The organism is Aeribacillus sp. FSL K6-2833, from assembly GCF_037965815.1.
GTDB classification, from domain to species: Bacteria; Bacillota; Bacilli; order Bacillales; family Aeribacillaceae; genus Aeribacillus; species Aeribacillus composti.
Window position 1 is genome coordinate 3,766,589 of record NZ_CP150189.1, and the last position, 23,271, is coordinate 3,789,859.

The 23,271-nt window shown below is 40.9% G+C and carries 25 protein-coding genes; 4 read left to right on the top strand and 21 right to left on the bottom strand.

The genetic code is table 11. From position 1 onward, the window contains the following. Positions 1-132: 132 nt before the first annotated feature. Positions 133-528, bottom strand: a complete 396-nt coding sequence (locus NSQ94_RS18040; RefSeq protein WP_063388990.1) for a hypothetical protein — start codon at positions 526-528, stop codon at positions 133-135. Between the two features lie 259 nt (positions 529-787). Here NSQ94_RS18040 and NSQ94_RS18045 point away from each other — a divergent pair, with 259 nt between their 5' ends. Beyond that, complete coding sequence (locus tag NSQ94_RS18045; protein WP_063388991.1) at positions 788-1,189, top strand: helix-turn-helix transcriptional regulator; 402 nt, start codon at positions 788-790, stop codon at positions 1,187-1,189. 73 nt (positions 1,190-1,262) lie between these two features. Next, positions 1,263-1,721, top strand: coding sequence for a YwpF-like family protein (locus NSQ94_RS18050; protein WP_066248032.1), 459 nt, complete (start codon positions 1,263-1,265; stop codon positions 1,719-1,721). A gap of 285 nt (positions 1,722-2,006) precedes the next feature. Here NSQ94_RS18050 and NSQ94_RS18055 read toward each other — a convergent pair whose 3' ends face one another. The 12 genes from NSQ94_RS18055 to NSQ94_RS18110 all read right to left on the bottom strand — a co-directional run bounded on the left by NSQ94_RS18055 (position 2,007) and on the right by NSQ94_RS18110 (position 12,425). After that, the gene (locus tag NSQ94_RS18055; protein WP_063388993.1) at positions 2,007-2,267 is read right to left on the bottom strand and encodes a hypothetical protein; all 261 of its coding nucleotides are present in this window, start codon (positions 2,265-2,267) and stop codon (positions 2,007-2,009) included. Positions 2,268-2,755: 488 nt separating this feature from the next. Next, positions 2,756-3,178 carry a 3-hydroxyacyl-ACP dehydratase FabZ gene (gene fabZ, locus NSQ94_RS18060; RefSeq protein ID WP_063388994.1) on the bottom strand — a complete coding sequence of 141 codons (423 nt, stop codon included), beginning with the start codon at positions 3,176-3,178 and terminating at the stop codon, positions 2,756-2,758. Positions 3,179-3,377: 199 nt separating this feature from the next. Further along, a complete protein-coding gene (locus NSQ94_RS18065; protein ID WP_339229770.1) occupies positions 3,378-3,647 on the bottom strand; it encodes a DNA-directed RNA polymerase subunit beta in 270 nt (89 codons plus the stop codon). 183 nt (positions 3,648-3,830) lie between these two features. Continuing rightward, entirely contained in the window at positions 3,831-4,661 is an 831-nt protein-coding gene (locus NSQ94_RS18070) for a flagellar hook-basal body protein (RefSeq protein WP_339229773.1), read from the bottom strand. 16 nt (positions 4,662-4,677) lie between these two features. Then, positions 4,678-5,496: a flagellar hook-basal body protein gene (locus tag NSQ94_RS18075; RefSeq protein WP_094244700.1), complete on the bottom strand. Its 819-nt coding sequence runs from the start codon at positions 5,494-5,496 to the stop codon at positions 4,678-4,680. Between the two features lie 289 nt (positions 5,497-5,785). Then, entirely contained in the window at positions 5,786-6,787 is a 1,002-nt protein-coding gene (locus NSQ94_RS18080; RefSeq protein WP_063388998.1) for a rod shape-determining protein, read from the bottom strand. Positions 6,788-6,931: 144 nt separating this feature from the next. Further along, complete coding sequence (gene spoIIID, locus NSQ94_RS18085) at positions 6,932-7,207, bottom strand: sporulation transcriptional regulator SpoIIID (RefSeq protein ID WP_063388999.1); 276 nt, start codon at positions 7,205-7,207, stop codon at positions 6,932-6,934. Positions 7,208-7,805: 598 nt separating this feature from the next. Continuing rightward, complete coding sequence (locus NSQ94_RS18090) at positions 7,806-8,765, bottom strand: biotin-dependent carboxyltransferase family protein (protein ID WP_339229775.1); 960 nt, start codon at positions 8,763-8,765, stop codon at positions 7,806-7,808. Continuing rightward, complete coding sequence (locus NSQ94_RS18095) at positions 8,743-9,531, bottom strand: 5-oxoprolinase subunit PxpA (RefSeq protein WP_339229777.1); 789 nt, start codon at positions 9,529-9,531, stop codon at positions 8,743-8,745. Before NSQ94_RS18095 ends, NSQ94_RS18090 begins: the two co-directional genes overlap by 23 nt. Then, the gene (gene pxpB, locus NSQ94_RS18100; protein WP_339229779.1) at positions 9,528-10,262 is read right to left on the bottom strand and encodes a 5-oxoprolinase subunit PxpB; all 735 of its coding nucleotides are present in this window, start codon (positions 10,260-10,262) and stop codon (positions 9,528-9,530) included. The genes NSQ94_RS18095 and pxpB overlap by 4 nt, the downstream gene beginning before the upstream one ends. 527 nt (positions 10,263-10,789) lie before the next feature. Further along, entirely contained in the window at positions 10,790-11,293 is a 504-nt protein-coding gene (locus NSQ94_RS18105; RefSeq protein ID WP_066248016.1) for a GNAT family N-acetyltransferase, read from the bottom strand. A gap of 268 nt (positions 11,294-11,561) precedes the next feature. Then, positions 11,562-12,425, bottom strand: coding sequence for a M23 family metallopeptidase (locus NSQ94_RS18110; protein ID WP_144597825.1), 864 nt, complete (start codon positions 12,423-12,425; stop codon positions 11,562-11,564). A 134-nt stretch (positions 12,426-12,559) separates the two neighbouring features. Between NSQ94_RS18110 and NSQ94_RS18115 the strand changes: the two genes are divergently transcribed. Continuing rightward, positions 12,560-12,991, top strand: a complete 432-nt coding sequence (locus NSQ94_RS18115; protein WP_066248014.1) for a VanZ family protein — start codon at positions 12,560-12,562, stop codon at positions 12,989-12,991. Positions 12,992-13,228: 237 nt separating this feature from the next. After that, entirely contained in the window at positions 13,229-14,449 is a 1,221-nt protein-coding gene (locus tag NSQ94_RS18120) for an IS110 family transposase (RefSeq protein WP_063388609.1), read from the top strand. Positions 14,450-14,885: 436 nt separating this feature from the next. Here the strand turns inward: NSQ94_RS18120 and spoIID are convergent, their stop codons facing one another. The 8 genes from spoIID to atpA all read right to left on the bottom strand — a co-directional run bounded on the left by spoIID (position 14,886) and on the right by atpA (position 23,260). After that, positions 14,886-15,905 carry a stage II sporulation protein D gene (spoIID, locus tag NSQ94_RS18125; RefSeq protein ID WP_063389007.1) on the bottom strand — a complete coding sequence of 340 codons (1,020 nt, stop codon included), beginning with the start codon at positions 15,903-15,905 and terminating at the stop codon, positions 14,886-14,888. Positions 15,906-16,098: 193 nt separating this feature from the next. Next, complete coding sequence (murA, locus tag NSQ94_RS18130; protein WP_311066654.1) at positions 16,099-17,412, bottom strand: UDP-N-acetylglucosamine 1-carboxyvinyltransferase; 1,314 nt, start codon at positions 17,410-17,412, stop codon at positions 16,099-16,101. Positions 17,413-17,444: 32 nt separating this feature from the next. Continuing rightward, positions 17,445-18,179, bottom strand: coding sequence for a YwmB family TATA-box binding protein (locus tag NSQ94_RS18135; protein ID WP_339198002.1), 735 nt, complete (start codon positions 18,177-18,179; stop codon positions 17,445-17,447). A gap of 112 nt (positions 18,180-18,291) precedes the next feature. After that, positions 18,292-18,522, bottom strand: a complete 231-nt coding sequence (locus NSQ94_RS18140) for a DUF1146 family protein (RefSeq protein ID WP_063389010.1) — start codon at positions 18,520-18,522, stop codon at positions 18,292-18,294. Positions 18,523-18,906: 384 nt separating this feature from the next. Then, complete coding sequence (locus NSQ94_RS18145) at positions 18,907-19,320, bottom strand: F0F1 ATP synthase subunit epsilon (RefSeq protein WP_063389011.1); 414 nt, start codon at positions 19,318-19,320, stop codon at positions 18,907-18,909. Between the two features lie 28 nt (positions 19,321-19,348). Next, positions 19,349-20,767 (bottom strand): F0F1 ATP synthase subunit beta, encoded by a 1,419-nt coding sequence (gene atpD / locus NSQ94_RS18150; RefSeq protein ID WP_066251292.1) that lies wholly within the window; start codon positions 20,765-20,767, stop codon positions 19,349-19,351. A 36-nt stretch (positions 20,768-20,803) separates the two neighbouring features. Continuing rightward, positions 20,804-21,661, bottom strand: a complete 858-nt coding sequence (atpG, locus tag NSQ94_RS18155) for an ATP synthase F1 subunit gamma (RefSeq protein WP_339229782.1) — start codon at positions 21,659-21,661, stop codon at positions 20,804-20,806. A 90-nt stretch (positions 21,662-21,751) separates the two neighbouring features. Then, positions 21,752-23,260, bottom strand: a complete 1,509-nt coding sequence (gene atpA, locus NSQ94_RS18160) for a F0F1 ATP synthase subunit alpha (protein WP_063389014.1) — start codon at positions 23,258-23,260, stop codon at positions 21,752-21,754. Between the last annotated feature and the right edge of the window lie 11 nt (positions 23,261-23,271).

Here is a 23,271-nt window from a genome sequence, read left to right on the forward strand (position 1 = left end):
TCGTAATGTGCACCCTTATTGTAGCTGAAGTTAAAAAAATAGAAAAATGTCTATTTTTAGATTTTTCCGCCTTTAACGACGTTGATTTTCTCATTTTCCTATAGCTATTTTTCGAAAATAAACAACGATTTATTAATTTTCGGGATTTTTCATATTTTTTGTCGCAATGAAGGAAAAATGATTCGACCCATAGATGTGTATGTTCTGCAAGAGCCTTGAGAAGATTGGAGAAGATTTCATTTGCTCATCGATGATTTCTTCTTTATAGCGAAGAGTTGTGTGGTCGTATGTAAACAATTGAACATAAAACTGCTTTTCTTGCATCCCAAACATTACCCGCAATATTGACAATTTATCCTCCATTTGAAAATATACATCAATTACCGCATCGCTCGGGATTTGAAAATAATGATAGCTAAGCTCATTTTCGGAAAAATCGCCAATCCTCAACATCATGAATTCCTTATTTCTAGTTCTATTTTCATGACCGCGGATAATATGAATTTTTTTGAGTTTATATTTCGTCATCAAATCCCCCCTTAGGCCTTTTTAAAAAAGTATAATCGTTAATGTAAAAATTATCTATATTTACGAAATATTTGTAATATATGTATTTTAGTTCATTTTTCCTATAAATTGTCGAAAATTCTCCTTATCTCTTGTTTTTTCTTCATTTTTTAATTTTGTTCTAATACTGAACGTTTATTTTATTGATCTTATTACGATCTGACGATGACTTCTTTTTCCTTTACCATATTTTTAATGGTATGGAAAAGTTGGTGGAATCGTGGACGCACAACAAAAATTTCAAATGAATATGAAATTTTTCCGAAAAGAAAAAGGATGGACTCAGAAACAGCTGGCCGAAAAATTGAATATGACAAGATCAGTAATCAGCAAATTGGAAACTGGAGTGCAGCAGCCTAGTCTGGAGCAGCTTGTTTCGATTAGTGAAGCACTCGAAATCAGCATTGATCATCTAGTTGGTCAAGGCGGTACCCCGAGCATGTTGGCAGAAGTGCTTGAACCGTATCGGTCAGAAAAACATTTGGAGGAAGTAATTGACTTTTTAATAAAACATCCCAATTTATACGATGCGATTAAAAAATTAGCGAAAACAAATCATAATCAACAGCAATTATCCCAGTATGTTGCTACGATGATTCATGAACTGTTGAAAATAGAGTAAAGGCTGACTTTTGTCAAGCCTTTTTTATTTTATGTTATAATAAAGCATAAACTCTAGTTGGGGGCCTTGAACCATGAAAACCTTTAAGCTTGTCGAATTGAAAGTTGAGAGGAAAGATCAGGAAAACCGCATCGAAAATTTACCTCTTGCTGATGGGCTGATCATTAATAAAGAGGACGGCGAAAATTCGTGGTTAATTGAGGCGCTTCTTTCTAAACAGTTTCGTCCTTATTTTGAACACCATTTGCAAAATAATGATGAACTCAAGCTTTTAGCCACGATTACTAAAAAAAATAATAGACCCGCTCATATCATTGCAAAAATTCGTTCGATCACTATGTTAAAGGATTATATTTCTGTCCTTTTTGACGGCAGAATCTATAATAACCGAACTTCCAAGCAGGAAGCAGAAATGGTCCTCAGAGAACTAATTTCAAAAGGTCTATCCGGACAAGAGCTGCTGGAGGCATTTAGTAAAACAATCCATAAAATCCATGATCCAAAAACTAAATGCCGATTTAAAAAAAATTGAATAGTCCTCCATGAAAAAGGATAGTCTTGCGTATTTTAATGTGAAAGCCAACAAAAATCCTGGCCAGATTTGCCTAGATGAAACCGCAGATGCTCCACATCTAATCAATTTTAACTTAAATCAGTTATGAGACACCTCATTTAACTCCTAAAAATAAAATGGGGGTGTCTAATAAGTCGTTTTACAGCTTATTGACGCCCCCATTAATGTTTTAGAAACGTTGATATATCGGTGTTTATGATTTTTTGTTTTCAATGGCGATTTGATTTCTGGACAGCCCCTTAATTATTGATTTTCTTGTTCTACGTTGTTTTCGTCGTTATTATCGTTAGTAGTATCATCTTGATTGTTATCGGCGCCTTCTTCATCATCTGGTGGCAATTCTTCATCTAATGTATTCCCGTTATTGTCTTCATCTGTTGGACCTAGATTTTCTTCTGTATCGTCATTATTGTCCGGAGGGACCTCATTATTTGTATTGCACCCTGTCACCACCATCAACGCCATTAGCATGCTAATCAACATGAACATCCATTTCTTTTTCATATGATTGCTCCTTTCTTATTGTTCATACGTTCTTAACATGCCCAAGTATTTTTAACACATTCAACAAATTTTTCTAAAACACTGATTGAATTTTTCAACCTTCAGTATATGATGACATAGATTGAAGAAATGATAAGAAGGAATATTCGTAAAAGGAACGATTTCGAAAATAAACTTTTGCAATCCAACATTTTCATATCCAAATGTAAAAAAGAAGAGAAAACACTTTAGAAGGGCTCATAATCGGGGAAAAACAAACGAAAGCCATATTTTCAACATCAGAAGAAATAAAAAATGAAGATATAGAGATGAATACACCGTACTGGAGCACATCGAAAATTTTGGGAGAGAATACAGAAAGAAGATCTTTTAAGATGCAAGTACATTCAAAACGAGGTCAATACAACAGCCTCCTTGAAAATTTTTGAAAAAAGCGGCTGTCTAATTTGCTTTTTAATAAAAAACAGATGCCATTATAAGGCACCCGTTTATTTCACAGCAAACGTTAATTCAGCTTCACAAGCGATTTCGTCATCAACCTTTGCAATTCCTTTTGCTTTTCCGATCGGACCCCGCTGTACGATAATTTCCACTTCCAGTTTTAGTTGGTCCCCGGGGCGTACTTGTCTTTTAAAACGGCATTTATCAATGCCAGCAAAAAGAGGGAGCTTCCCTTTATATTCTTCTTTTTTCATCATGGCAACTCCGCCTACTTGAGCCAGTGCTTCAACGATCAAAACGCCTGGCATAACCGGATAATCCGGATAATGTCCGTTAAAAAACGGTTCGTTAATTGTGACATTTTTGATGCCGACCGCCCGCTTGCCTTCCTCTAATTCAACAACTCGATCGACTAGCAAAAACGGATATCGATGTGGTATGATCTCTTTTATTTGCTGAATATCCAACATGAAGATGCCTCCTTAAGGATTAAAACGATAGTCTGTTTCCGCAGCTTTTTATGGCTCTAATGAACGAATTATGCCCCATTTTTTCGTCTCCCGAGCTCCGGCATCTGAGCAATGCATCAGCTCGTTTCTTAGAACCAATCTTGCAGAAGATCTTAACAAGGAGGAAAATTCCCCCAGCCTTTCATCAAGTATATTAGAATTACGCGTCCTTTTCAACAAGATCTATGATGTGCTGCCATGTAGACGGTTTAAGTGCATCTAGTGGACGTCCGTCCCCCAACACTCCATATCCGATCATCGCACCGATTGCCATGCTGATGACCATTCCAAAAACAAGTAAAATGAGACGAAGCCAAATTGGAATAAGCCGGACTCGTGTGCGCGTTTTTCTCTTGACTCCGTCCTCTTTTTTCGCTTTTTTCCGTTCTTCCCTTGTTAAAATATCAACTTTTTCCTGAGCAGCCATCATAAAAACTCCCTTAAAAAATAACAAGTTTTAAAAAGCTGATACAGCAGCTTCTTTTAAGGTCAAAGATCAAAAAGACCTATTTCTATATTCACGCTAACACCCGTTTAAGGCTAGAGGTAAAACTTGTTAAATTGCATTTTTGCCGATTTTCAACTGTTCAACACAATTGCAGAAATCGCCCTATTACCTCACCGTATTGATTAGTCCAAGCATTTGATCGCCGATCGTGATTGACCGAGCATTTAGTTGGTAGGAGCGTTGTGCGATCATTAAGTCTGTAATTTCTTGAGTCAGGTCGACATTTGAGCTTTCCAGAGCCCCTTGCCGCATGCCGATTTCCGTCCGCAAATCCCCTTCCAAATTCGTCAGCACATCTGTGATGGGCACGTTTCCTAATTGCTGCAAGCCGTATATATTATTGCCGAGTGAAATCATCATGCTCGGACGATCTACTCTGACAACTCCAAGGTTAACCGTTTGCGGCAGTTCTCCTTCATTCCGTGGCGCTGCTGTAAGCGTCCCGTTTGCAGAAATGACAATCTCGCGAATATCTCCGTCCAAGTAAATCGGGTTTTGATTTTCATCAAGCACGCGGTAGCCGTCTTTCGTCACCAGCATAAGGCGGTTCGTACCATCGTTTGCAGGAGATAAATAAAGAGCACCGTCTCTTGTATACCGGACCTCGCCGTCTACTTCCACTTGTAAAAACTGATCCTTGTGTAAAAGCGCAACATCTAGCTCTCTGCCTGTCGTTTTAATAGCGCCTTGATGAAAGACAAGCTGTTTATCCAGTCTGGCGCCGACGCCAAGACGAAGGCCGTAATCAGTCAATCTGCCTGTTTCTTTTTGAAGATCCGGCTGATTGTTCAGCTCTTGTCTCATCAATTCGTGAAAGGTTGTGCTCGTTTTTTTATAACCGTTTGTATCGATATTCGCTAAGTTATGACCGATTGCATCCAATTGCTGCTGTAACTGATTCATCGTATTAGTCGCTGTAATCATTGAGCGGAGCATTTACAACACCTCTTTGTCAGCCGATGCGGCCGATTTCATTGACTGCTTTTTCCATGCTTCTGTCATATGCTTGCAGCACCTTCTGATTTGCTTCAAAAGAACGATAGGCTGTCAGCATATCCGTATAAGCCCTTGCAACATCAACGTTGGAACGTTCAATATATCCTTGGCGCAGCACATATTGCACATTGCCGTTGCCAATTGCACTTGGCAGCTCTGTTCCGTCAGCCGTTCGAAACAAGCCGTTCCCTTCATTGACAAGATTGCGGACATCATCTTCAAACCGAATATCGATCGTTTGACCTGTGTATTGTCCGTTTTCCAGAACTTCTCCTTCAGGCGTAATAGTAAAATCGTTTCCTTCAATAATAATCGGCGTTCCGGCTACAGACAGGACAGGGTTTCCTGCCATTGTCAGGCGGCCTTGTTCATCAATCGTAAAGTGGCCGTTTCTCGTATATTTCACTTCACCATTTCCCGTTTCAACAGCAAAAAAGAGAGTGCCTTTTAAATTCGTTTCTTCATGAATTGGAACCGCTTCTTCCACTAAAGCTACATCAGTCGGCAAATCAGTTGCACGGATATCCCCTTGGGTAAATAGTGGAATCAATTCTTGCATATAAACGCCTGTATTGACAGATCCAACTTCCGAAATATTTGTCACACCGTTTTTTGTTTCAATTCTTGACAAAAGCATTTCCGGAAAAGCCCGTATTGCAGCCCGGTCAGATTTATATCCCGGCGTGTTAGCGTTGGCTATATTGTTTGAAAGCATTTCCGCATGGCGCTGCTGTGTGAGCATTCCTGCTGCAGCTGTATAGAATCCTCGAAGCATGATTTCTCACCCCATCCAACAAATCCGACATGTTCTCCTAATTTTATATTATAAAGGACTTTTCGATGATTCTCATTACAATTTTTTTATTATCTTATAGGTAAAAGATCACAATTTTCTGATAGGTCTTTTATCTTCCGTCTCCTTTCCAAACTGTTCATAAAGAAAAATATCATTTGGATGTTGGGATCTGAATGGGTATGTAAAAGCAAGAATTGGTCTTTCAGATTTAATAGTAAAAAAATCGGCGTAAAAGCCGATTTCTAAAAAACTGATTGCTACGTTTTTGTTATATAAACTTTCTTTTTGGCAGTTTGTCCATGTTTTCAAGCATGATTCCTGTTCCGACAGCAACGCAGTGCAGCGGATCATCCGCTATGGTAACCGGAACCTTAAGCTCTTCAGACAAGAGCAGATCAAGCCCATGCAGGAGTGCTCCGCCGCCTGTTAAAATAACACCGCGGTCAATGATGTCTGCAGACAGCTCAGGAGGTGTGCGCTCCAACACATTTTTAGCTGCTTGAATAATGGCTTCGACAGGTTCTTTTAATGCTTGCTCGATTTCTTTCGACCTAATAGTGATCGTCCGAGGCAGTCCTGTGACCATATCACGACCCCGAATATCGATTTCTTCGTCGCGTGCACCTGGAAATACTGTTGCCGCTTTCACTTTAATATCTTCTGCAGTTCGTTCACCGATCAGAAGCTTATACTCCCGTTTAATATAATTTAAAATTTCAAGATCAAATTTGTCTCCAGCCACTTTCAAGGACGAGGCGGTAACGATATCACCCATGGATAGTACAGCTATGTCCGTCGTCCCGCCGCCAATATCCACCACCATGTTTCCACTCGGCTGGAAAATCTCCATCCCAGCGCCAATTGCAGCTACTTTTGGTTCTTCCTCTAAAAAGACTTGCTTGCCGCCGCATTTTTCAGCTGCCTCTCGGATCGCTTTCCGCTCCACTGAAGTAATGTTTGTCGGGCAGCAAATTAAAATCCGCGGCTTTGATATAATGCCTTTGACATTTAACTTATTCAAAAAATGTTTGAGCATTGTTTCTGTAATATCAAAATCTGCGATGACACCATCCTTCAGCGGGCGTATGGCAACAATATTGCCAGGTGTACGGCCAACCATACGTCTCGCTTCCTCGCCAACCGCTAACACCTTTCCGTTGTTGCGGTCAAGCGCCACAACAGAAGGCTCATTTAACACAATGCCTCTGCCCTTTACATGAATCAGCACATTTGCTGTTCCTAGGTCGATTCCTACATCTTTTGAAAACATATTACTATGATCCTCCCTTGCCAATCATCATCTCTCCAACTAATATCCTAATTTCTTATTGTATCATATAATTGCATAAAAAGTATGATTTTGTAAAAAAAGACAAGATTTTCGGAGAGTTTTGTCGGTTGGCGTCGAGAATCATCATCGTTTTATCGGTTCTTTTTGCTGTTCTTCTTTTTTATATTTTAATTTTGTTGCTTCTCCGCCACGAAGATGGCGAATCGATTTATGATAATCTAGTATTTTCTTTACTTCGTTTGCTAAATCAGGATTTATCTCCGGCAGCCTTTCCGTTAAATCTTTATGGACGGTACTCTTGGAAACGCCAAACTCTTTCGCGATTACACGAACAGTTTTTTTCGTCTCCACGATATACTTTCCAATCTTGATTGTGCGTTCTTTGATGTAATCGTGCACACCACTCGACCTCCCTAATGTGGATGTGAGAAGTGTGAAATGAGATTCGCATGCACAGTGTATACAGCTATATACATGATGTAGAATCTAAAGTTGCCATTTTTGCTGTATTGATCATCTATCTCCACGATCCCTCACCTCAAACACTCTCTTGTTAGGTTTGTAACATTTTATTAGCTTGGGTGAAGATATATTCTTGAAAAGTCAAGAAGGACAAGGGATTTATGAAAATTTATTTTCCACTTAAAGTCGAGGGCATGTTTCGACACTTTTCATTGATTAGTTTTTCGACGATATACGCCAATCATTTTCCGGGAAATATGTATAATTCCAGTGAAAAAAAGAAAACATCTGCTCCTTTTTGGAACAGATGTCGAGAAATGGGGAATGGTTTGATTCTTATGACAAAACAGAAAAAAATTTTTGATGAGCTCTTCGCAATGTGGACACGTTCTCTCTTGCTTTTTTATGTTCCTAAAATATTTGACTTGTTCAGGCTTTTATTAGCGCAGATTACCGAAATTGTTCAGACCTTATAGGGTCGTATTTTATAAAATTTCGTTCAATGATCCTACATGTTCACTTTCCAAACTTTCGTTTATTCATCATATATGCCAGCTCCGACTGAAATTTGGCGTATGATGCGCATCTGCTCAAGATAAAGCTTTTGAGCCTCTTGAACGGAAACCGGCTGAAAGCGAATCTTTGCCCCTGGCACTGCTTGAGCAACGTACATCAAATCCACTGTAATGACTGTTCCGATTCTCGTATATCCGCCCGTTGTTTGCCGATCAGCCATTAAAATGATCGGCTGTCCGTCAGCAGGTATTTGAATTCCGCCAAGGGGAGCAGCTTCCGACAAAATGTCGGCAGGCTTTCTATGAGAAATTTTCGGCCCTTTCAGCCGATAGCCCATTCTGTCCGATTGCGGTGTGACTTCATATACAGAAGAAAAAAAAGTATCGATTCCTTCTTTTGTAAACGCCTCTTCATGTGGACCCGGGACAATGCGGATGGTCATGTGCTTTTCATATTTCGGGATAAGGGAAGGGGATAACATTCGGCCAATCGTGCTTGTTTTTACAGGTTCTGAACCCATGATTACATCCCCTTTTTGAAGGGCTCTTCCATTTAATCCTCCTATTCCCGCTTTTAAGTACGTTGATTTGCTCCCCATGACCTTAGGGACGTTAATTCCGCCTGCGATTGCGATATAGGCTCTCGCTCCGCTTTTCAAGCCGGTAAAAGAAAGCTGATCTCCCTTTTTCAGCAGCACGCTTTTCCATAACGGAGCGTCTTTCCCATTGATTTTTGCCGCTAGATCGCCTCCGCATATCGCAATCACAATATCACGGACGGCCCTTAAGGAAGGACCTGCGATTGTTGCCTCCAGCACCGCTTCATCTTTTCGGTTGCCGACTAAAAGATTTGCGATTTGCATGGAAAACGAATCCATAGCGCCGGCAACAACAACTCCGTATTGCTGATAGCCCGTTCTTCCTAAATCTTGAACAGTCGTTAACAAACCAGGCTTTTCAACTAACAATATTTCTTTCATCTTTTTTCGCTCCCGGATTGACAATACGAATATTTTCTTCTTCCAGTTTGCTTTTTAAAGCTTCAGCAAATGCTAATGCCTTCGGACCGTCGCCATGGATGCAGATTGTATCAGCTTGAATGGGGATGTCATGCCCGTTTATTGCCGCTACTTTTCCCTCCTTCACCATACGGAGAACTCTTTCTACCGCTTCCTCTGGATCGTGTATGATTGCATTTTTTTCTGATCTTGAAGTTAATGTTCCGTCAGGCTGATACGTTCTGTCGGCAAAGACTTCATGCGCGACCGTAAGCCCGATCTTTTCCCCCGCACGGCAAAGGACGCCCCCTGAGAGTCCATATAGGATAAGCGACTCGTCAACATCTTTTACTGCTTGAGCAATCGCCTCCGCTAACGCCTTGTCTTTTTCAGCCATATTGTATAAAGCACCGTGGGGCTTCACATGGTTCAGCTTCATCCCTTTTGATGCCGCCACAGCCTGCAAAGCTCCAATTTGATAAACGACCATATTGTAGACTTCCTCAGGAGATACTTTCAATTCCCTTCGTCCGAATCCGGCTAAATCGTTCACCCCTGGATGAGCGCCTATCGCCACATCAAACTTTTTCGCAAGCTCTACAGTCCGCATCATGACATTATGGTCGCCGGCATGAAATCCACAAGCAATGTTGGCTGAAGAAATACAGCGAAGCAGTTCTTCATCATTGCCAATTTTAAAATGGCCGAAGCTTTCCCCTAAATCGCTGTTTAAGTCAACAGATATCATGTTTCTGCCGCCTCCTTTTTATATTTGACCACTTTATATGAACCCTTTAGCACCTGCTGTTCAATTTTTTCATATTCTCTTTCCGTAATGGGGACAAATCGGATGTAATCGCCGGCTTTTAGCAATGTTGGATCTTGTTTCTGCGGATCATACAATTTGACAGGCGTTCTCCCGATGATTTGCCAGCCTCCCGGTGTTTCCAAAGGATAAATCCCTGTTTGCTCCCCGGCAATTCCGATTGAACCGGCAGGAATTCTAGATCTGGGTGTCTTTTTCCTCGGCGCCGCAATTCTTTTGTCCATTCCGCCTAAATATGGAAAACCTGGAACAAACCCAATCATATAAATCAAATAATCGGAGGATGAATGAATCTTCACTACTTCTTCTTCCGACAATCCATTCGTTTCAGCAACAAACTGAATATCTGGTCCTGCCTCCTTGCCATATAATGTCGGAATTTCAATGACTATTGGATCCGGCACTGGCATGCTTTCTATCTTTTCTCCAATTTTTAAAAGCTTTTGAGAAAGTTCATCGTACGAAATAATATTTGGTCGATAAAAAACAGCAAGGGTGGTGTAAGCAGGAACCCATTCGACTATTCCTTCAATGCGGATTTGTTCCAGCCGATATACATATTGGCGGATTTGTTGATAAATTGCTTCGGAAATCTCCGTGCCGAATTGAATGATGATTCCTGTATCACCAAGCGGTTGAATCGAAAATTCCACCGTTTCCACCCTCCTTTTGAAAAAGTGCTTTTACGCAGCAAAACACTTACTTTTGCAGCTTCTGTGTAAAGCTTGTCAACCCGGCCAAAACGGCTGCTGCGGATGTTTTTTTCAGCACTGGTGGATTGCTGCTGTTAAGCAAGTTTTCCAGTCCACATAAATCGTTAATCGAAACGTTCGTATCAAAAAGAAATCGACATAAAAAAGCCCCGATCACTCAATGGAAGCAAAAATTTATTTAATACTCTGGTACGCAATTAAAATATAAATACTCGCAGATGGCAGATCTGATTGAAATTCTTTCGCTGCACAAACTGCCAGAAAAACAGGATCGCCCATAATCATGCAATGAACAATTTCCGCAGGAAAATTCAACACCAGTCTATAGATTCAGCCAAATTTAAACAGCCGAACAATCATGTTCTAAAAAAGGATTGCAGTTTGGCTAAAAAGACGCTTTTTTCTCAACTGGCGAATGAAAAAGAAACTAAAATACTATATTGCGAGCGGAGACACTGTTAATACGTTCAATCGGCTACACGTTTCCCCACTATCACTAAATCTCGCTCAACACCGTCCAGTACCGCCACACGGGGAAAGTGCCCCCAATCGCGGAAGCCATTTTTGTAAAACAGCTTTAAGCTCGGGATGTTGTGCTTGAAAATAAAGCCAAGCAAATTTTTTATTTGGAGGCTTGGAGCCTTTTCTATAGCGGTCTTCAAGGCAAAATCGCCGATTTGTTTTCCCCGGTACTGTTCATCAATGTAAATGCTAATTTCCGCAGTTCCGTTATAAGCAGGCCTTCCATAAAAGGATTGAAAGCTGAGCCAGCCAGCTACGCTTCCATCCTGCTCGATCATCCACAACGGTCTCGTTTTTGGATTGTGCTCATGAAACCACTGTATACGGTCTTCCACTGAAATAGGTTCAGTATCAGCTGTCACCATCCGGCTTGGGATCGTTGAATTGTAGATCGAGACGATTTTAGGCAAGTCATGTATCGTTGCATCTCGAAAGCGAATATTTTCCACGTGCTTCTTCCTTTCTCCTGCTGAGATTGATTCTATTATATATGGAATAAAGTGAATTTTCGATAATCGCTTCACATTATGTTTTTAAAAAATGTTTCGGCAAGCCTGCTTTCTCGCTTGCACCTTACCGTACGTTGTTTCTTGTACCGTTTATGAAAAATTTTTCGGTCTGTTCTTTATGAAAATTTCAGCGCCTATGCTCATTTAATTTTTACCAGATATGATTTAGACAAAAAAAAACCTACTCGTTTGAGTAGGATTGTATTGGTTAAGGTTTAGTTGTAGAATTATCAGATTTTTCTTGTTCTGAATTTTCCTTTGACTGAGATTGTTCTTCATCAGGCTGAGTTTCATCTGATGGGGCTGTTTCGTCTGAAGTAGCTTCCTCTCCATCTTTATTATCTTCTTTTTGTGCTGCCCCGTCAGAAGGCTCTTCAACAGATTTTTCAGTTAAACTTGTTAACGGCTCGTCCATGTAGTTTAATGGATTGTAGGCTTTACCGTCTTTGCGGATTTCAAAGTGAACATGGACGCCTGCGTCTTTATTGAATTGGTTTTTCCCAGCTTGTCCGATAATTTCTCCTTGTTTAACTTTGTCGCCGACCTGTACTTTCGTATCGGCAAGCGATTGGTAAATGGTTTTTACACCGTTTTCATGTTCAATTTCTACGACATATCCTAAAAGAGAATCTTTTTCAGCTTTTGCAACCGTTCCGCTTAAAGATGCAGTGACTTCAAATGCTTTTCCATCATTTGATGCAATATCGATACCTTGGTTTGGATGGTATGTGTTATTATGGAAGACAAGTGCCGTTTCTTGTTCTTTTTCTGAAGCATTAAAGTCATAAAAGTTTGTTACTACCTTCACAGCATCAGGATCGATGGCCGGCATTTTGAAGTTTTCGACGGATTGATTTACTTCCACCGATTGATCTTCATTATAGGAAACGTCTGTACCATCGTCCGTTGATAAATCGTTTGCATCATTGTTGCGGATTGCTTGATACCATAAAACGGCTGTTAAAATAACGGCTGCACTGACTAAATAAATAGCAGGAAAAACCCATTTTTTTCTGAAAAACTGTTGGAACTTCGAGCCTTGAGAAGTACGTTTCTTTTCTTCCTCTCTCATTGTTCATCACCTCAGCAACCATTGTGAACAAGTTTGAGAGAATCTATACATCAAAATAAAATTTTTTCTTTTATTTTTTGCTATTTGTTTTTTTCTATGCATATTGTTGAAAAATATTTGAAGGAGTTTGGATCATGAAGAAGTTTGCGGTATATGTAATCAGTATTTTACCGATTATGTATATGGCGGTCATTTGGATCTTGTCGAGCTATCCAGCTGACACTTTCGTCAAAACGCCGTTTTCGTTCGACCATTTATTGAAAGAGTCGCTTCATCTCATTGAGTTCGGAATTCTTTATTGGCTTTTCATTTTCGCCTTCGCTGTCCATGAAAAGCTTACAGAAAAATTAAGTTTCGCCTCAGCGATGATCGCTGTTTTTTACGGGCTGTGTGATGAAATTCATCAATATTTCGTTCCCTCAAGATCTGCGACAATCATTGATCTTATTAAGGATACAATCGGTGTTTTCGCATCCTACTATATCGTCAAAATCTTTTATTTCCAAAAAGACGAATCGAAGCTGAAAACGTTTTTTTGCAAATTAGCAGCATTAAAAACATACTAACATTAGTAGTACAGACCTAGGCCAAGGTTTGTGCTACTATTTTTTTATAGTAGAAGTGAAGGAAGGTCGAACATCCCCTGGGACCAAATAGAGTCCGTATTAAAAACAGACCAACTTCACATCCTTATTTGAATCAGTTTAGTATGTTGGGTCCGAAGAGACCGTGTATAAGAAAATGGAATCAATAAGGCAATGTGAAGAACTTCTATGTTTGGCTAAAAAGGAGAGGCAGAAAATATGAAACACGTAGTGGCATTTGATGTCAGTATGGGGAAAAGTACAATGGTCATTTATGACCGTTATCGTCAATGCGAATATGAGGGTGAAATAACCCATAACCGCTACTCTTTCGAGAAATTAAACGAAACCCTTATATCTTTAACACAAAAAGATGCACAGGCACCTGATATTGTCTTTGAAGCAACAGGCGTATATTCAAAACCACTAGAACGATTCTTAGGTGATCAAGGTTATATGTATTATCGAGTTAACCCACTCGAAGCGAATATTCAAATGGCTTCAATGAGGAGACAAAAAACAGATAAAAGCGACGCTCATGAACTTGCGAAAACTCACTTTAGAGTTGAACGTGAACAAACTTATCAAGAAGGGGAATATTATAAACAAATGCGTGCAATGACGAGATATTATGATGAATTAAGTAGTGAAATGACGCATTTATATAGTCGTTTACATGCGATTCTACAATTGAGTTTTCCCGAGTTAGAAAAGCTATTCAGTAAACGTTCTGCTTTATTTTTGAATGTCGTTCAATTATACCCTCATCCGGATCATGTGTTAGTTTGTTCAAAAACAGTGATTCGTAATCGTTTAAAAGCCAACACAAGAAAAAACTTATCATTGGCACGTGCTGAAGAAAAAGGGATCGCTTTAATCGAAGCAGCAAAAGAAGCGTATCCAGCAATTTCAAAAGATGATATTCGCTGTGAACAAGTGCGGGATTATGCCAAACGGATTGCAGACTTGAAGGAGAAAAGAGATCAACTTGTCCAAAAGATGGTTAAATTATCGAAAGATAAACAAGAGTATCAGATTTTAATTTCATTTCCAGGAATCGGAGAAACGACTGCAGTTCGTTTAATTGGAGAATTAGGAGATATTCGACGATTCAAAAACCATAAACAACTGAATGCTTACGTCGGTATTGATATTATGAGATATCAATCTGGGAATACCTTTTATAAAGACAAGATTAATAAAAGAGGAAATAACAAACTTAGAAAGATTCTATTTTACATGATCCAGACCATGATCCAACTACGGAAAAACACACAAAATCATATTGTAGATTATTATGATAAATTAAAAACGCAACCCCAGAGGAAACCTCATAAAGTTGCGTCCATAGCATGCGTGAATAAGTTCTTGAAATCGGCTTATCACCTTATCACACATAATCTGAAATACGATTACGAAAAGGCAACAATGCATCAGTAATCGTAAGTAAGATTATATCACAAAGACCTGACGAAAAAAATGGAAATCGTGAGGTCTATTTGTCATGCGAAAATTTATTTTGGAAGGAAGGGGTCCCCCTTCCTTCCAAAATAAAATCTATATTAACCAAATTATTTAATAAAAAATACTTGACTAGAGGTAAGAAAGAGGGGGTGTCTAATAAGTCGTTTTTACGGCTTATTGGCGCCCCCATTAATGTTTTAGAAACGTTGATATATCGGTGTTTATGATTTTTTGTTTTCAATGGGGATTTGACTTTCTGGACAGCCCCTCTAAAAAAGAATTTATCGAGTCGATCAATATTTCATTTAGTTCGAAATGAAGTTGGCAGCTTAATGGCACTATCAGCGGTTCCCCTAAAGAAACAAATGTGAGAAAACCGATTACCGATTTTCTCACAAAACGCACCGATTTTTTATTTTTTCGCCATATATTTTGATAAAAACGGGTTGGCTTGTGAAATTTCAATTCCCTGGTAGTAATGTGAGACAATCTCTTTATAATTTTTCCCTTCCTGCGCCATAAAATTGGCACCGTACTGACTCATGCCGACTCCGTGTCCGTATCCTTTTGTCGTAACAATAATTTGGTCGCCTTTCAATGTCCACGAAAAATCCGTTGACCTTAGACCTAGCTTTTCTCTTATTTCCCTTCCAGTAAACTTTTTCCCGTTAATTTCGACTAGAGCGACCCTGTGTCCTGGCGTCCTTTCGATAATTTTTCCAATTGAATTGCCTTTCCCTATTTTAATCCCTAATTTTTGTTCAAACTCTTGAACGGTGAATACCTCCCTAGCGAGAAATTTTTCCGATTTCTCATCCCAAGGGCTTTCCACGCTTTTTAAATAAGGAAGGGCGTTCGGCCAAATGGCCTCCGAATTTTCCGTATATCCATTGCTCGTTGAAAAAAAAGAAGCATCAATCGGCTTGTCGTCATACGTTAAAATTTGGCCTCTTGTTTCGGCAACAGCTTCTTTAATCTTTTTTATTTTCCAATCAAAATCTTTTTTCCAAATTCTCCTTAATTCTTCTTCATTTTTATAAACTTGATGGAGCTCAGTATCCGTGACTACCGCTCCTTCGGGAGAGCCGACATTTTGGCCCGTAAACAGCTCTTTCACGATGTACGTTCTAGCAGCTAAAGCTTGAGCCTTTAACGCTTCTTTTTCAAATTCCGCGGGCATCTCGGCGGCGACAACACCGACCACATATTCTTCAAGCGGAACTTCATCAATTTTTTTTTCTTGGGAACGATAAATTGGTACAGAAACTTTTGATTCCTTTTGTAGCACATCCGTTGTTTTCTTCTCGGCTAGTTCCTCGCCAAGCGTAGCTTTCGTCTTTTCGGCAAACGGGGCTACCAGCAAACTTGGCACCATCAAAATAATGAAAAATATTGCTGCAAAAAAAAGAAAGAACGGTTTCACTCGTTTCATATTACAGCCCCCATTTCTTTTATCGCTGACTTCAGTAAAGTTTATGGGGAAGGACAACCTTTTATGACTGAAATCGGAGATGCTGTTTGCAGGGGGAGTTTTATGTATAAAACGAAAAAATATGAAAAAAATAAGCGGGTAATACGAAAAAGAAGCTAGCATCTCCTAAAAGAGGCTAGCTTCTTTTGTGAAATTATACATTTAAATTCGTTGCAACGGCTTGTTGTTCAATTGCCGGGATGTCTGCTTCATCATTGACGCGTTCAATATCTGCGCCAAGCTCTTTTAACTTCTCATGAAAACGGACGTAGCCGCGATCTAAATGCTTCAGCTCCGTAACCCGTGTATACCCTTCTGCAGCAAGCCCGGCTAAAATTAATGCAGCTGCCGCTCTTAAATCGGTTGCCGTTACTTCTGCACCTTGAAGCTTTACAGGACCGTTGATGATACAAGAGCGGCCTTCGATTTTAATATCTCCGTTCATACGACGAAATTCTTCTACGTGCATAAAGCGGTTTTCAAATACCGTTTCGGTAATTACGCTAGTTCCGTTTGCCTGAAGCAGCAGGGCCATCATCTGAGACTGCATGTCAGTAGGAAAACCTGGATGAGGCATTGTTTTAATATCCACTGCCTTCAATGTTTCCGGACCAATGACACGAATGCCTTCTTCTTCCTCGATAATGGTTACGCCCATTTCTTCCATTTTCGCAATTAATGATGTCAAATGCTCCGGAACTGCTCCTTTTACAAGGACATTCCCTTTCGTAATGGCAGCAGCAACCATAAATGTTCCTGCTTCAATACGATCTGGAATAATTAAATGCTTTGCACCGTGCAAGGAATCTACACCTTCAATTCTGATAGTACCAGTGCCTGCGCCACGGACATTTCCGCCCATTTTGTTTATAAAATTCGCAAGGTCGACAATTTCAGGCTCCTTTGCACAGTTTTCGATTACAGTTGTTCCTTCTGCAAGTGCGGCTGCCATCATAATGTTTTCTGTTGCGCCGACACTTGGGAAATCCAAATAAATTTTGGCTCCGCGAAGTCTGCCATTCACTTCTGCATCAATAAAGCCGTTGCCGACTTTTATCGTTGCACCCATCGCTTCGAAGCCTTTCAAGTGCTGATCAATCGGACGGGATCCGATGGCACATCCTCCCGGCAAAGCAACACGTGCACGGCCTTTGCGGGCAAGAAGAGGTCCCATAACAAGCACAGATGCACGCATTTTTCTAACATATTCAAATGACGCTTCCGTTAAAAGCTCTCCGCATGCATCGACAACTACTTGATTACCATCAAAACGAACCTCTGCTCCGAGATAGCGGAGAACTTCGTTTATCGTGTAAACATCGGAGAGCTTAGGAACATCACAAATTTCACTCTTTCCTTCACTAGCTAATAAAGATGCAGCGATGACAGGTAAAACGGCATTTTTGGCTCCTTCGATCTTTACTGTACCGTTTAACTTTCGACCGCCGCGGACGATGATTTTTTCCAAGGTATTCCCCTCCGCGTCCCATTTTCTCTATATTAATATTCAGTTGTAATAATAGGTGTTCCTACTGTTACAGTAGTTCTTTCGCCCATTCCTGCACTTCTGAGCGAAATTTGAATGTTCATCTTTCCATTTTTCGTTTTAATAGAATGATCCCAATCGTTTGTAAAACCGGATATGGAAACGAAGCGTTGCTCGTTTAAGCTTTCCACCGGTTTTGCATGAAACCTTTTTAAAAGGTTATTTGCCTCAAAAAACAAAACACCTTTCATCTTATCATCTGTATAGCCTTTGACACAAGTGAAAAATGTAGGATTTCCTGGAATTTTGTCGAAAATGTGACGGTTAAAATAGCGCTCCAGCTTCATCCATGCACGGCCATTCCAACGTTTCCCTGTTGCTTCATATATAACTTGAATTTTCGGGCTTGCTTTTGCATGAGGTTTAATAATTTGCAATGTTTCAGTGATCTGCTTATCGCTGTTGTAATAAGTGCCGGTCCACTTTTCAAAATTACCGCTTTCCAAGTAAGACCAATTAAATTGACGAAACTGTGTGTAGATTCGTTTCACTTTTTTGCTTTTTTGAGAAAAAGAAAATTTTGCAAAAATTGACCATTCTGCCACATCTATGTTTTGTTGATGAAATTGCTCCACGATTTCCTCTACATGAATATCGTGTCTTTCAGCATTCGTTCGTTCTGTGTGCCAAGCTGACAAAAGAAAACCGAATAAAAATATGAAAATAAAGACAAAATATAAATTTTTCACCGCCATCACCCTTTCCTTATTAAAAGTGTTGCCGGAAAGGGTTTTGGCATACGTGGAAAAAGTCGTCAAGATTAGACAACAGCCTTTATGTATTCATTGTCCCTCGACATGTTTAAAAAAGATATTGCAGCTGCTGTGACCAAAAAAAATAGTTCAAGAAAAAATTGCTCACTGATGACGCAATGGCGATGGTCAATAAAATGAGCAAAAGCCTTGTCTCGACAACTCTTCCTTTACGAATGATTTTTTCAATTTGAAGAGCCTGTAAAGCCCGCCAAGTTAGAAAAATAAATACTAAATTTACTATGATGCTAATGAGCGCCTGCTGGCCTAGCCCCGTCACATTACTCCTCCTTCCGAAATCTTCCTTTCTTGTTTCACAAACCCACTTTATTATATAAAAATCTTTCCTATTCATGCACACTTTTTATTTGATTTTGTGAAAAACAATGGTTAGGCAGTTTTTTCATGTTGTTATTTCTTATAAATGAAGCATTCATTGATGTGGAATGTAGATAGGAGGTCAATTCGTTATTTTTTGATTTGCAGTTTTAGAGTTGAATGATGCGATTACATGTTGTCCATTTTTTGCTGTCAATAAAAGTAAGTTGCCGATTTTTTGCATCCAGGCTAGAGCCAACATTGCAAAATAGCCATGATCATGATTTCTTAGTTTTTTCAAAAAAGACGGCCCGAACTTAAGCGCCGGGACGTCTTAAATGAGAAATTAAAAGTTCTTTTTCGCCACGTTAATACGATTGATGGCACGTTGCAGCGCCAGCTCAGCACGTTTAAAATCTATGTCTTCCTGCCCTTGGCCTTTGCGCTGCAAGCGTTCCTCAGCACGTTTCTTTGCAGCTTCCGCGCGGGCAACATCGATATCTTCAGCTCTTTCAGCTGCTTGTGCCAAGATCGTGACTTTATCAGGGCGAACTTCCAAAAAACCTCCGCTGACAGCCACGAGTTCTGTATTATTTCCTTTTTTCAGCCGAACTGCGCCAATTGCAAGCGGCGCAACCATTGGAATATGACCAGGCAAAATTCCAAGCTCGCCGCTTTGAGCTTTGGCGCTGACCAATTCTATATCCGCATCATAAACTGGGCCATCGGGAGTGACGACACTGACTTGTACGGTCTTCATATTCAGTTCCTCCTAGGGTCCCAAAATATTATACTTCAACGCCCATTTGCTTCGCTCTTTCAAGGACATCTTCAATTGTGCCCACTAAGCGGAACGCATCTTCAGGAATGTGGTCGTACTTACCTTCAAGAATTTCTTTAAATCCACGTACAGTCTCTTTTACAGGCACATATGAACCAGGCTGCCCTGTAAACTGCTCAGCAACGTGGAAGTTTTGTGATAAGAAGAATTGGATTCTTCTAGCACGATGTACAACAAGCTTATCTTCATCTGAAAGCTCGTCCATACCAAGGATTGCAATAATATCTTGCAACTCTCTATATCTTTGCAATGTTGCCTGAACTTGGCGGGCAACGTTGTAATGCTCTTCACCGACGATTTCCGGAGCCAATGCACGTGACGTTGAAGCAAGTGGATCCACCGCTGGATAAATACCCATCTCTGACAGCTTACGGTCAAGGTTTGTTGTCGCATCTAAGTGTGCGAATGTTGTAGCCGGAGCAGGGTCTGTATAGTCGTCAGCAGGCACGTAAATCGCCTGAATCGATGTAACAGAACCTACGTTTGTTGATGTAATCCGCTCCTGCAATTGTCCCATTTCTGTCGCAAGCGTCGGTTGGTATCCAACAGCAGAAGGCATACGTCCAAGCAACGCAGATACTTCGGAACCAGCTTGTGTAAAGCGGAAGATGTTGTCGATGAAGAAGAGAACGTCTTGCCCTTGTTCATCACGGAAATATTCAGCCATTGTCAAACCTGTTAATGCAACGCGCATACGCGCTCCAGGCGGCTCGTTCATTTGTCCGAACACCATTGCTGTTTTGCTGATAACGCCGGAGTCTTTCATTTCAAAGTATAGGTCGTTTCCTTCACGAGTACGCTCCCCAACTCCAGCAAATACGGAAATACCGCCGTGCTCTTGTGCAATGTTATTGATCAGCTCTTGGATTAAAACCGTTTTTCCAACTCCTGCACCGCCGAACAAGCCGATTTTTCCACCTTTAATATATGGAGCAAGCAAGTCAACAACTTTGATTCCTGTTTCCAAAATTTCAACTTGTGTTGACAGCTGTTCAAATTTCGGAGCAGGCTTATGAATTGGATCCCGGCGCGCTTCCGCTGGAATCGGGTCTCCAAGGTCAATATGTTCCCCTAACACATTGAATACCCGTCCTAATGTGACATCTCCAACTGGCACGGAGATTGGAGCGCCTAAGTCTTCGACTTCCATTCCGCGCGTTACGCCGTCCGTTGAAGCCATAGCGATTGTCCGAACGGTGTCATCCCCTAAATGAAGCGCTACTTCCAACGTTAAATCAATGTCTACCTCGTTCTCATTGCGCGCTTTATGTGAAATTTTTAGGGCGTTATAAATTTCCGGCAAATGTCCGCTTTCAAACTTTACGTCCACTACCGGACCCATTACTTGAACTACGCGTCCTTTCATGTTCCTGTTTCCCTCCTAACGTACTGTTTCAGTGATCTATTCAAGCGCTGATGCCCCGCCAACAATTTCTGTAATTTCTTGCGTAATCGCTGCCTGACGAGCTCTGTTGTAGGAAAGAGTCAGCGTATTGATCAGTTCCTTTGCGTTGTCTGTTGCATTCTTCATTGCCGTCATTCTCGCAGCATGTTCGCTTGCTTTGCTGTCAAGCAAGGCGCCGTAAATCAAACTTTCAGTATATTGCGGCAAAAGCACTGCCAAAATGTCTTCCTGAGACGGTTCAAATTCATAAGACGTCATTTTTTTATTCGCAGCGATGTCCGAAAGCGGCAGCAGCTTTTTCTCCGTTACTTCCTGCTGGATGGCGCTGACATAATGGTTGTAGAACATATAAATTTCATCTACTTTTCCATCCTCGAACAGCTTGACTGTATTGGAAGCAATTTCTTTAATATCCGAAAAGCTTATATCATCGCCTAATCCGACAATTTCTTCAACGACAGGCATACCGCGTTTTTTGAAAAAATCGCGGCCGACTTTTCCGATGGCAATCACGGCATATTCATCCGTCGAACGATGCCGTTCTTGAATCGTTTGATAAACGGCGCGCAGCACGTTGCTGTTAAACGCACCGGCAAGCCCGCGATCCGATGTAATGACAACGTATCCTGTCTTTTTGACCGGACGCTTTTCAAGCATCGGGTGGCTTACGTCCGTACTCCCAAGGGCGATGTTTGCCACAACTTCTTGAATTTTTTCCATATAAGGCACAAATGACTTGGCGCTGGTTTCCGCCCGATTCAGCTTCGAAGCTGAAACCATCTCCATCGCCTTTGTAATTTGGCTTGTCTTCTTCGTCGAATTGATGCGTGTTTTAATATCGCGCAACGATGCCAAAGGTTCTCACCACCTTTTTGAAAAATAGCCGATCATGTTTTGAAAACGGCTGTGAAAAGAATCCCCGTATTTTCACAGCCTTATCGTTCTTTATTCAGAAACTGCAAAAGTTTTTTTGAAACCTTTGATGGCTTTTTCCATTTTCTCGTCTTCAGGCAGATTTCCTGTCGAACGGATTTCTTCAAGAAGCTCTTTTTCATTTTGATCTAAATAAGCATAAAATTCTTCTTCAAAGCGGCGAATATCCTCAACAGGAATATCATCTAAAAATCCTTTTGTTAAGGTGTAAAGGATCATGACTTGTTTTTCAACTGGGATCGGCTTGTTGATGCCTTGCTTCAATACTTCAACTGTACGCATACCGCGGTTTAACTTCGCCTGAGTTGCTTTATCTAGATCAGAACCGAATTGAGCGAATGCTTCAAGCTCTCTGTATGCTGCAAGGTCTAGCCGAAGCGTACCCGAAACTTTTTTCATCGCTTTGATTTGCGCTGCACCGCCGACGCGGGAAACGGACAATCCGGCGTTTACCGCAGGACGCACACCTGAGAAGAATAGGTCAGATTGCAAGAAAATTTGTCCGTCTGTAATGGAAATTACGTTCGTAGGAATGTAAGCTGAGATGTCGCCAGCCTGCGTTTCAACAAATGGTAATGCCGTCAAAGATCCGCCGCCTTTTGCATCGCTAAGTTTTGCTGCGCGTTCCAATAGACGGGAGTGCAAGTAAAAGACATCCCCAGGGAACGCTTCACGTCCAGGTGGACGGCGTAGTAATAGAGAAAGCTCACGGTAAGCGGCAGCTTGCTTTGAAAGATCATCATATACGATAAGGACGTGTTTTCCTTGGTACATAAAATATTCGCCCATAGATACACCGGCATATGGGGCCAAATAAAGCAATGGAGCCGGTTGAGACGCAGATGCCGTTACAACGATCGTATAATCTAATGCGCCGTGTTTACGGAGTGTTTCAACAACATTTCGAACTGTTGATTCTTTTTGTCCGATCGCAACATAGATACAAATCATGTTTTCTTCTTTTTGGTTAATGATTGTGTCGATCGCAATTTGCGTTTTACCTGTTTGACGGTCACCGATGATGAGCTCGCGTTGTCCGCGGCCAATTGGGATAAGAGCGTCGATCGCTTTAATACCCGTTTGCAGCGGTTCATGAACAGATTTCCGGTCCATGACGCCTGGGGCAGGGCTTTCAATCGGACGTGTTTTTGTTGTTTCAATCGGGCCTAACCCGTCCACTGGTTGTCCAAGCGGATTTACAACGCGGCCGATCAGCTCTTCTCCAACAGGAACTTCCATAATCCGTCCTGTTCTTCTCACTTCATCGCCTTCACGAATGTCTTTAAAAGGGCCTAAAATAACAATACCGACGTTATTTTCTTCAAGGTTTTGGGCTAATCCCATAACGCCGTTTGAAAATTCGACAAGCTCACCGGCCATGACATTGTCGAGGCCATGAGCACGTGCGATCCCGTCACCTACTTGAATAACTGTGCCGACATCGCTAACTTCTATTTCAGACTGATAGTTTTCAATTTGCTTTTTTATCAGTGCACTAATTTCTTCAGCTTTGATGCTCATGAGTTTCACCC

Bases quoted from the DNA above. Each gene is read 5' to 3' on its own strand.
- NSQ94_RS18040 (WP_063388990.1), bottom strand. From the start codon at position 528: ATGACGAAATATAAACTCAAAAAAATTCATATTATCCGCGGTCATGAA.
- NSQ94_RS18050 (WP_066248032.1), top strand. From the start codon at position 1,263: ATGAAAACCTTTAAGCTTGTCGAATTGAAAGTTGAGAGGAAAGATCAG.
- NSQ94_RS18055 (WP_063388993.1), bottom strand. From the start codon at position 2,267: ATGAAAAAGAAATGGATGTTCATGTTGATTAGCATGCTAATGGCGTTG.
- fabZ (WP_063388994.1), bottom strand. From the start codon at position 3,178: ATGTTGGATATTCAGCAAATAAAAGAGATCATACCACATCGATATCCG.
- NSQ94_RS18065 (WP_339229770.1), bottom strand. From the start codon at position 3,647: ATGATGGCTGCTCAGGAAAAAGTTGATATTTTAACAAGGGAAGAACGG.
- NSQ94_RS18070 (WP_339229773.1), bottom strand. From the start codon at position 4,661: ATGCTCCGCTCAATGATTACAGCGACTAATACGATGAATCAGTTACAG.
- NSQ94_RS18075 (WP_094244700.1), bottom strand. From the start codon at position 5,496: ATGCTTCGAGGATTCTATACAGCTGCAGCAGGAATGCTCACACAGCAG.
- NSQ94_RS18080 (WP_063388998.1), bottom strand. From the start codon at position 6,787: ATGTTTTCAAAAGATGTAGGAATCGACCTAGGAACAGCAAATGTGCTG.
- NSQ94_RS18090 (WP_339229775.1), bottom strand. From the start codon at position 8,765: ATGAAAGAAATATTGTTAGTTGAAAAGCCTGGTTTGTTAACGACTGTT.
- NSQ94_RS18095 (WP_339229777.1), bottom strand. From the start codon at position 9,531: ATGATATCTGTTGACTTAAACAGCGATTTAGGGGAAAGCTTCGGCCAT.
- NSQ94_RS18110 (WP_144597825.1), bottom strand. From the start codon at position 12,425: ATGAGAGAGGAAGAAAAGAAACGTACTTCTCAAGGCTCGAAGTTCCAA.
- NSQ94_RS18115 (WP_066248014.1), top strand. From the start codon at position 12,560: ATGAAGAAGTTTGCGGTATATGTAATCAGTATTTTACCGATTATGTAT.
- NSQ94_RS18120 (WP_063388609.1), top strand. From the start codon at position 13,229: ATGAAACACGTAGTGGCATTTGATGTCAGTATGGGGAAAAGTACAATG.
- spoIID (WP_063389007.1), bottom strand. From the start codon at position 15,905: ATGAAACGAGTGAAACCGTTCTTTCTTTTTTTTGCAGCAATATTTTTC.
- NSQ94_RS18145 (WP_063389011.1), bottom strand. From the start codon at position 19,320: ATGAAGACCGTACAAGTCAGTGTCGTCACTCCCGATGGCCCAGTTTAT.
- atpD (WP_066251292.1), bottom strand. From the start codon at position 20,767: ATGAAAGGACGCGTAGTTCAAGTAATGGGTCCGGTAGTGGACGTAAAG.
- atpA (WP_063389014.1), bottom strand. From the start codon at position 23,260: ATGAGCATCAAAGCTGAAGAAATTAGTGCACTGATAAAAAAGCAAATT.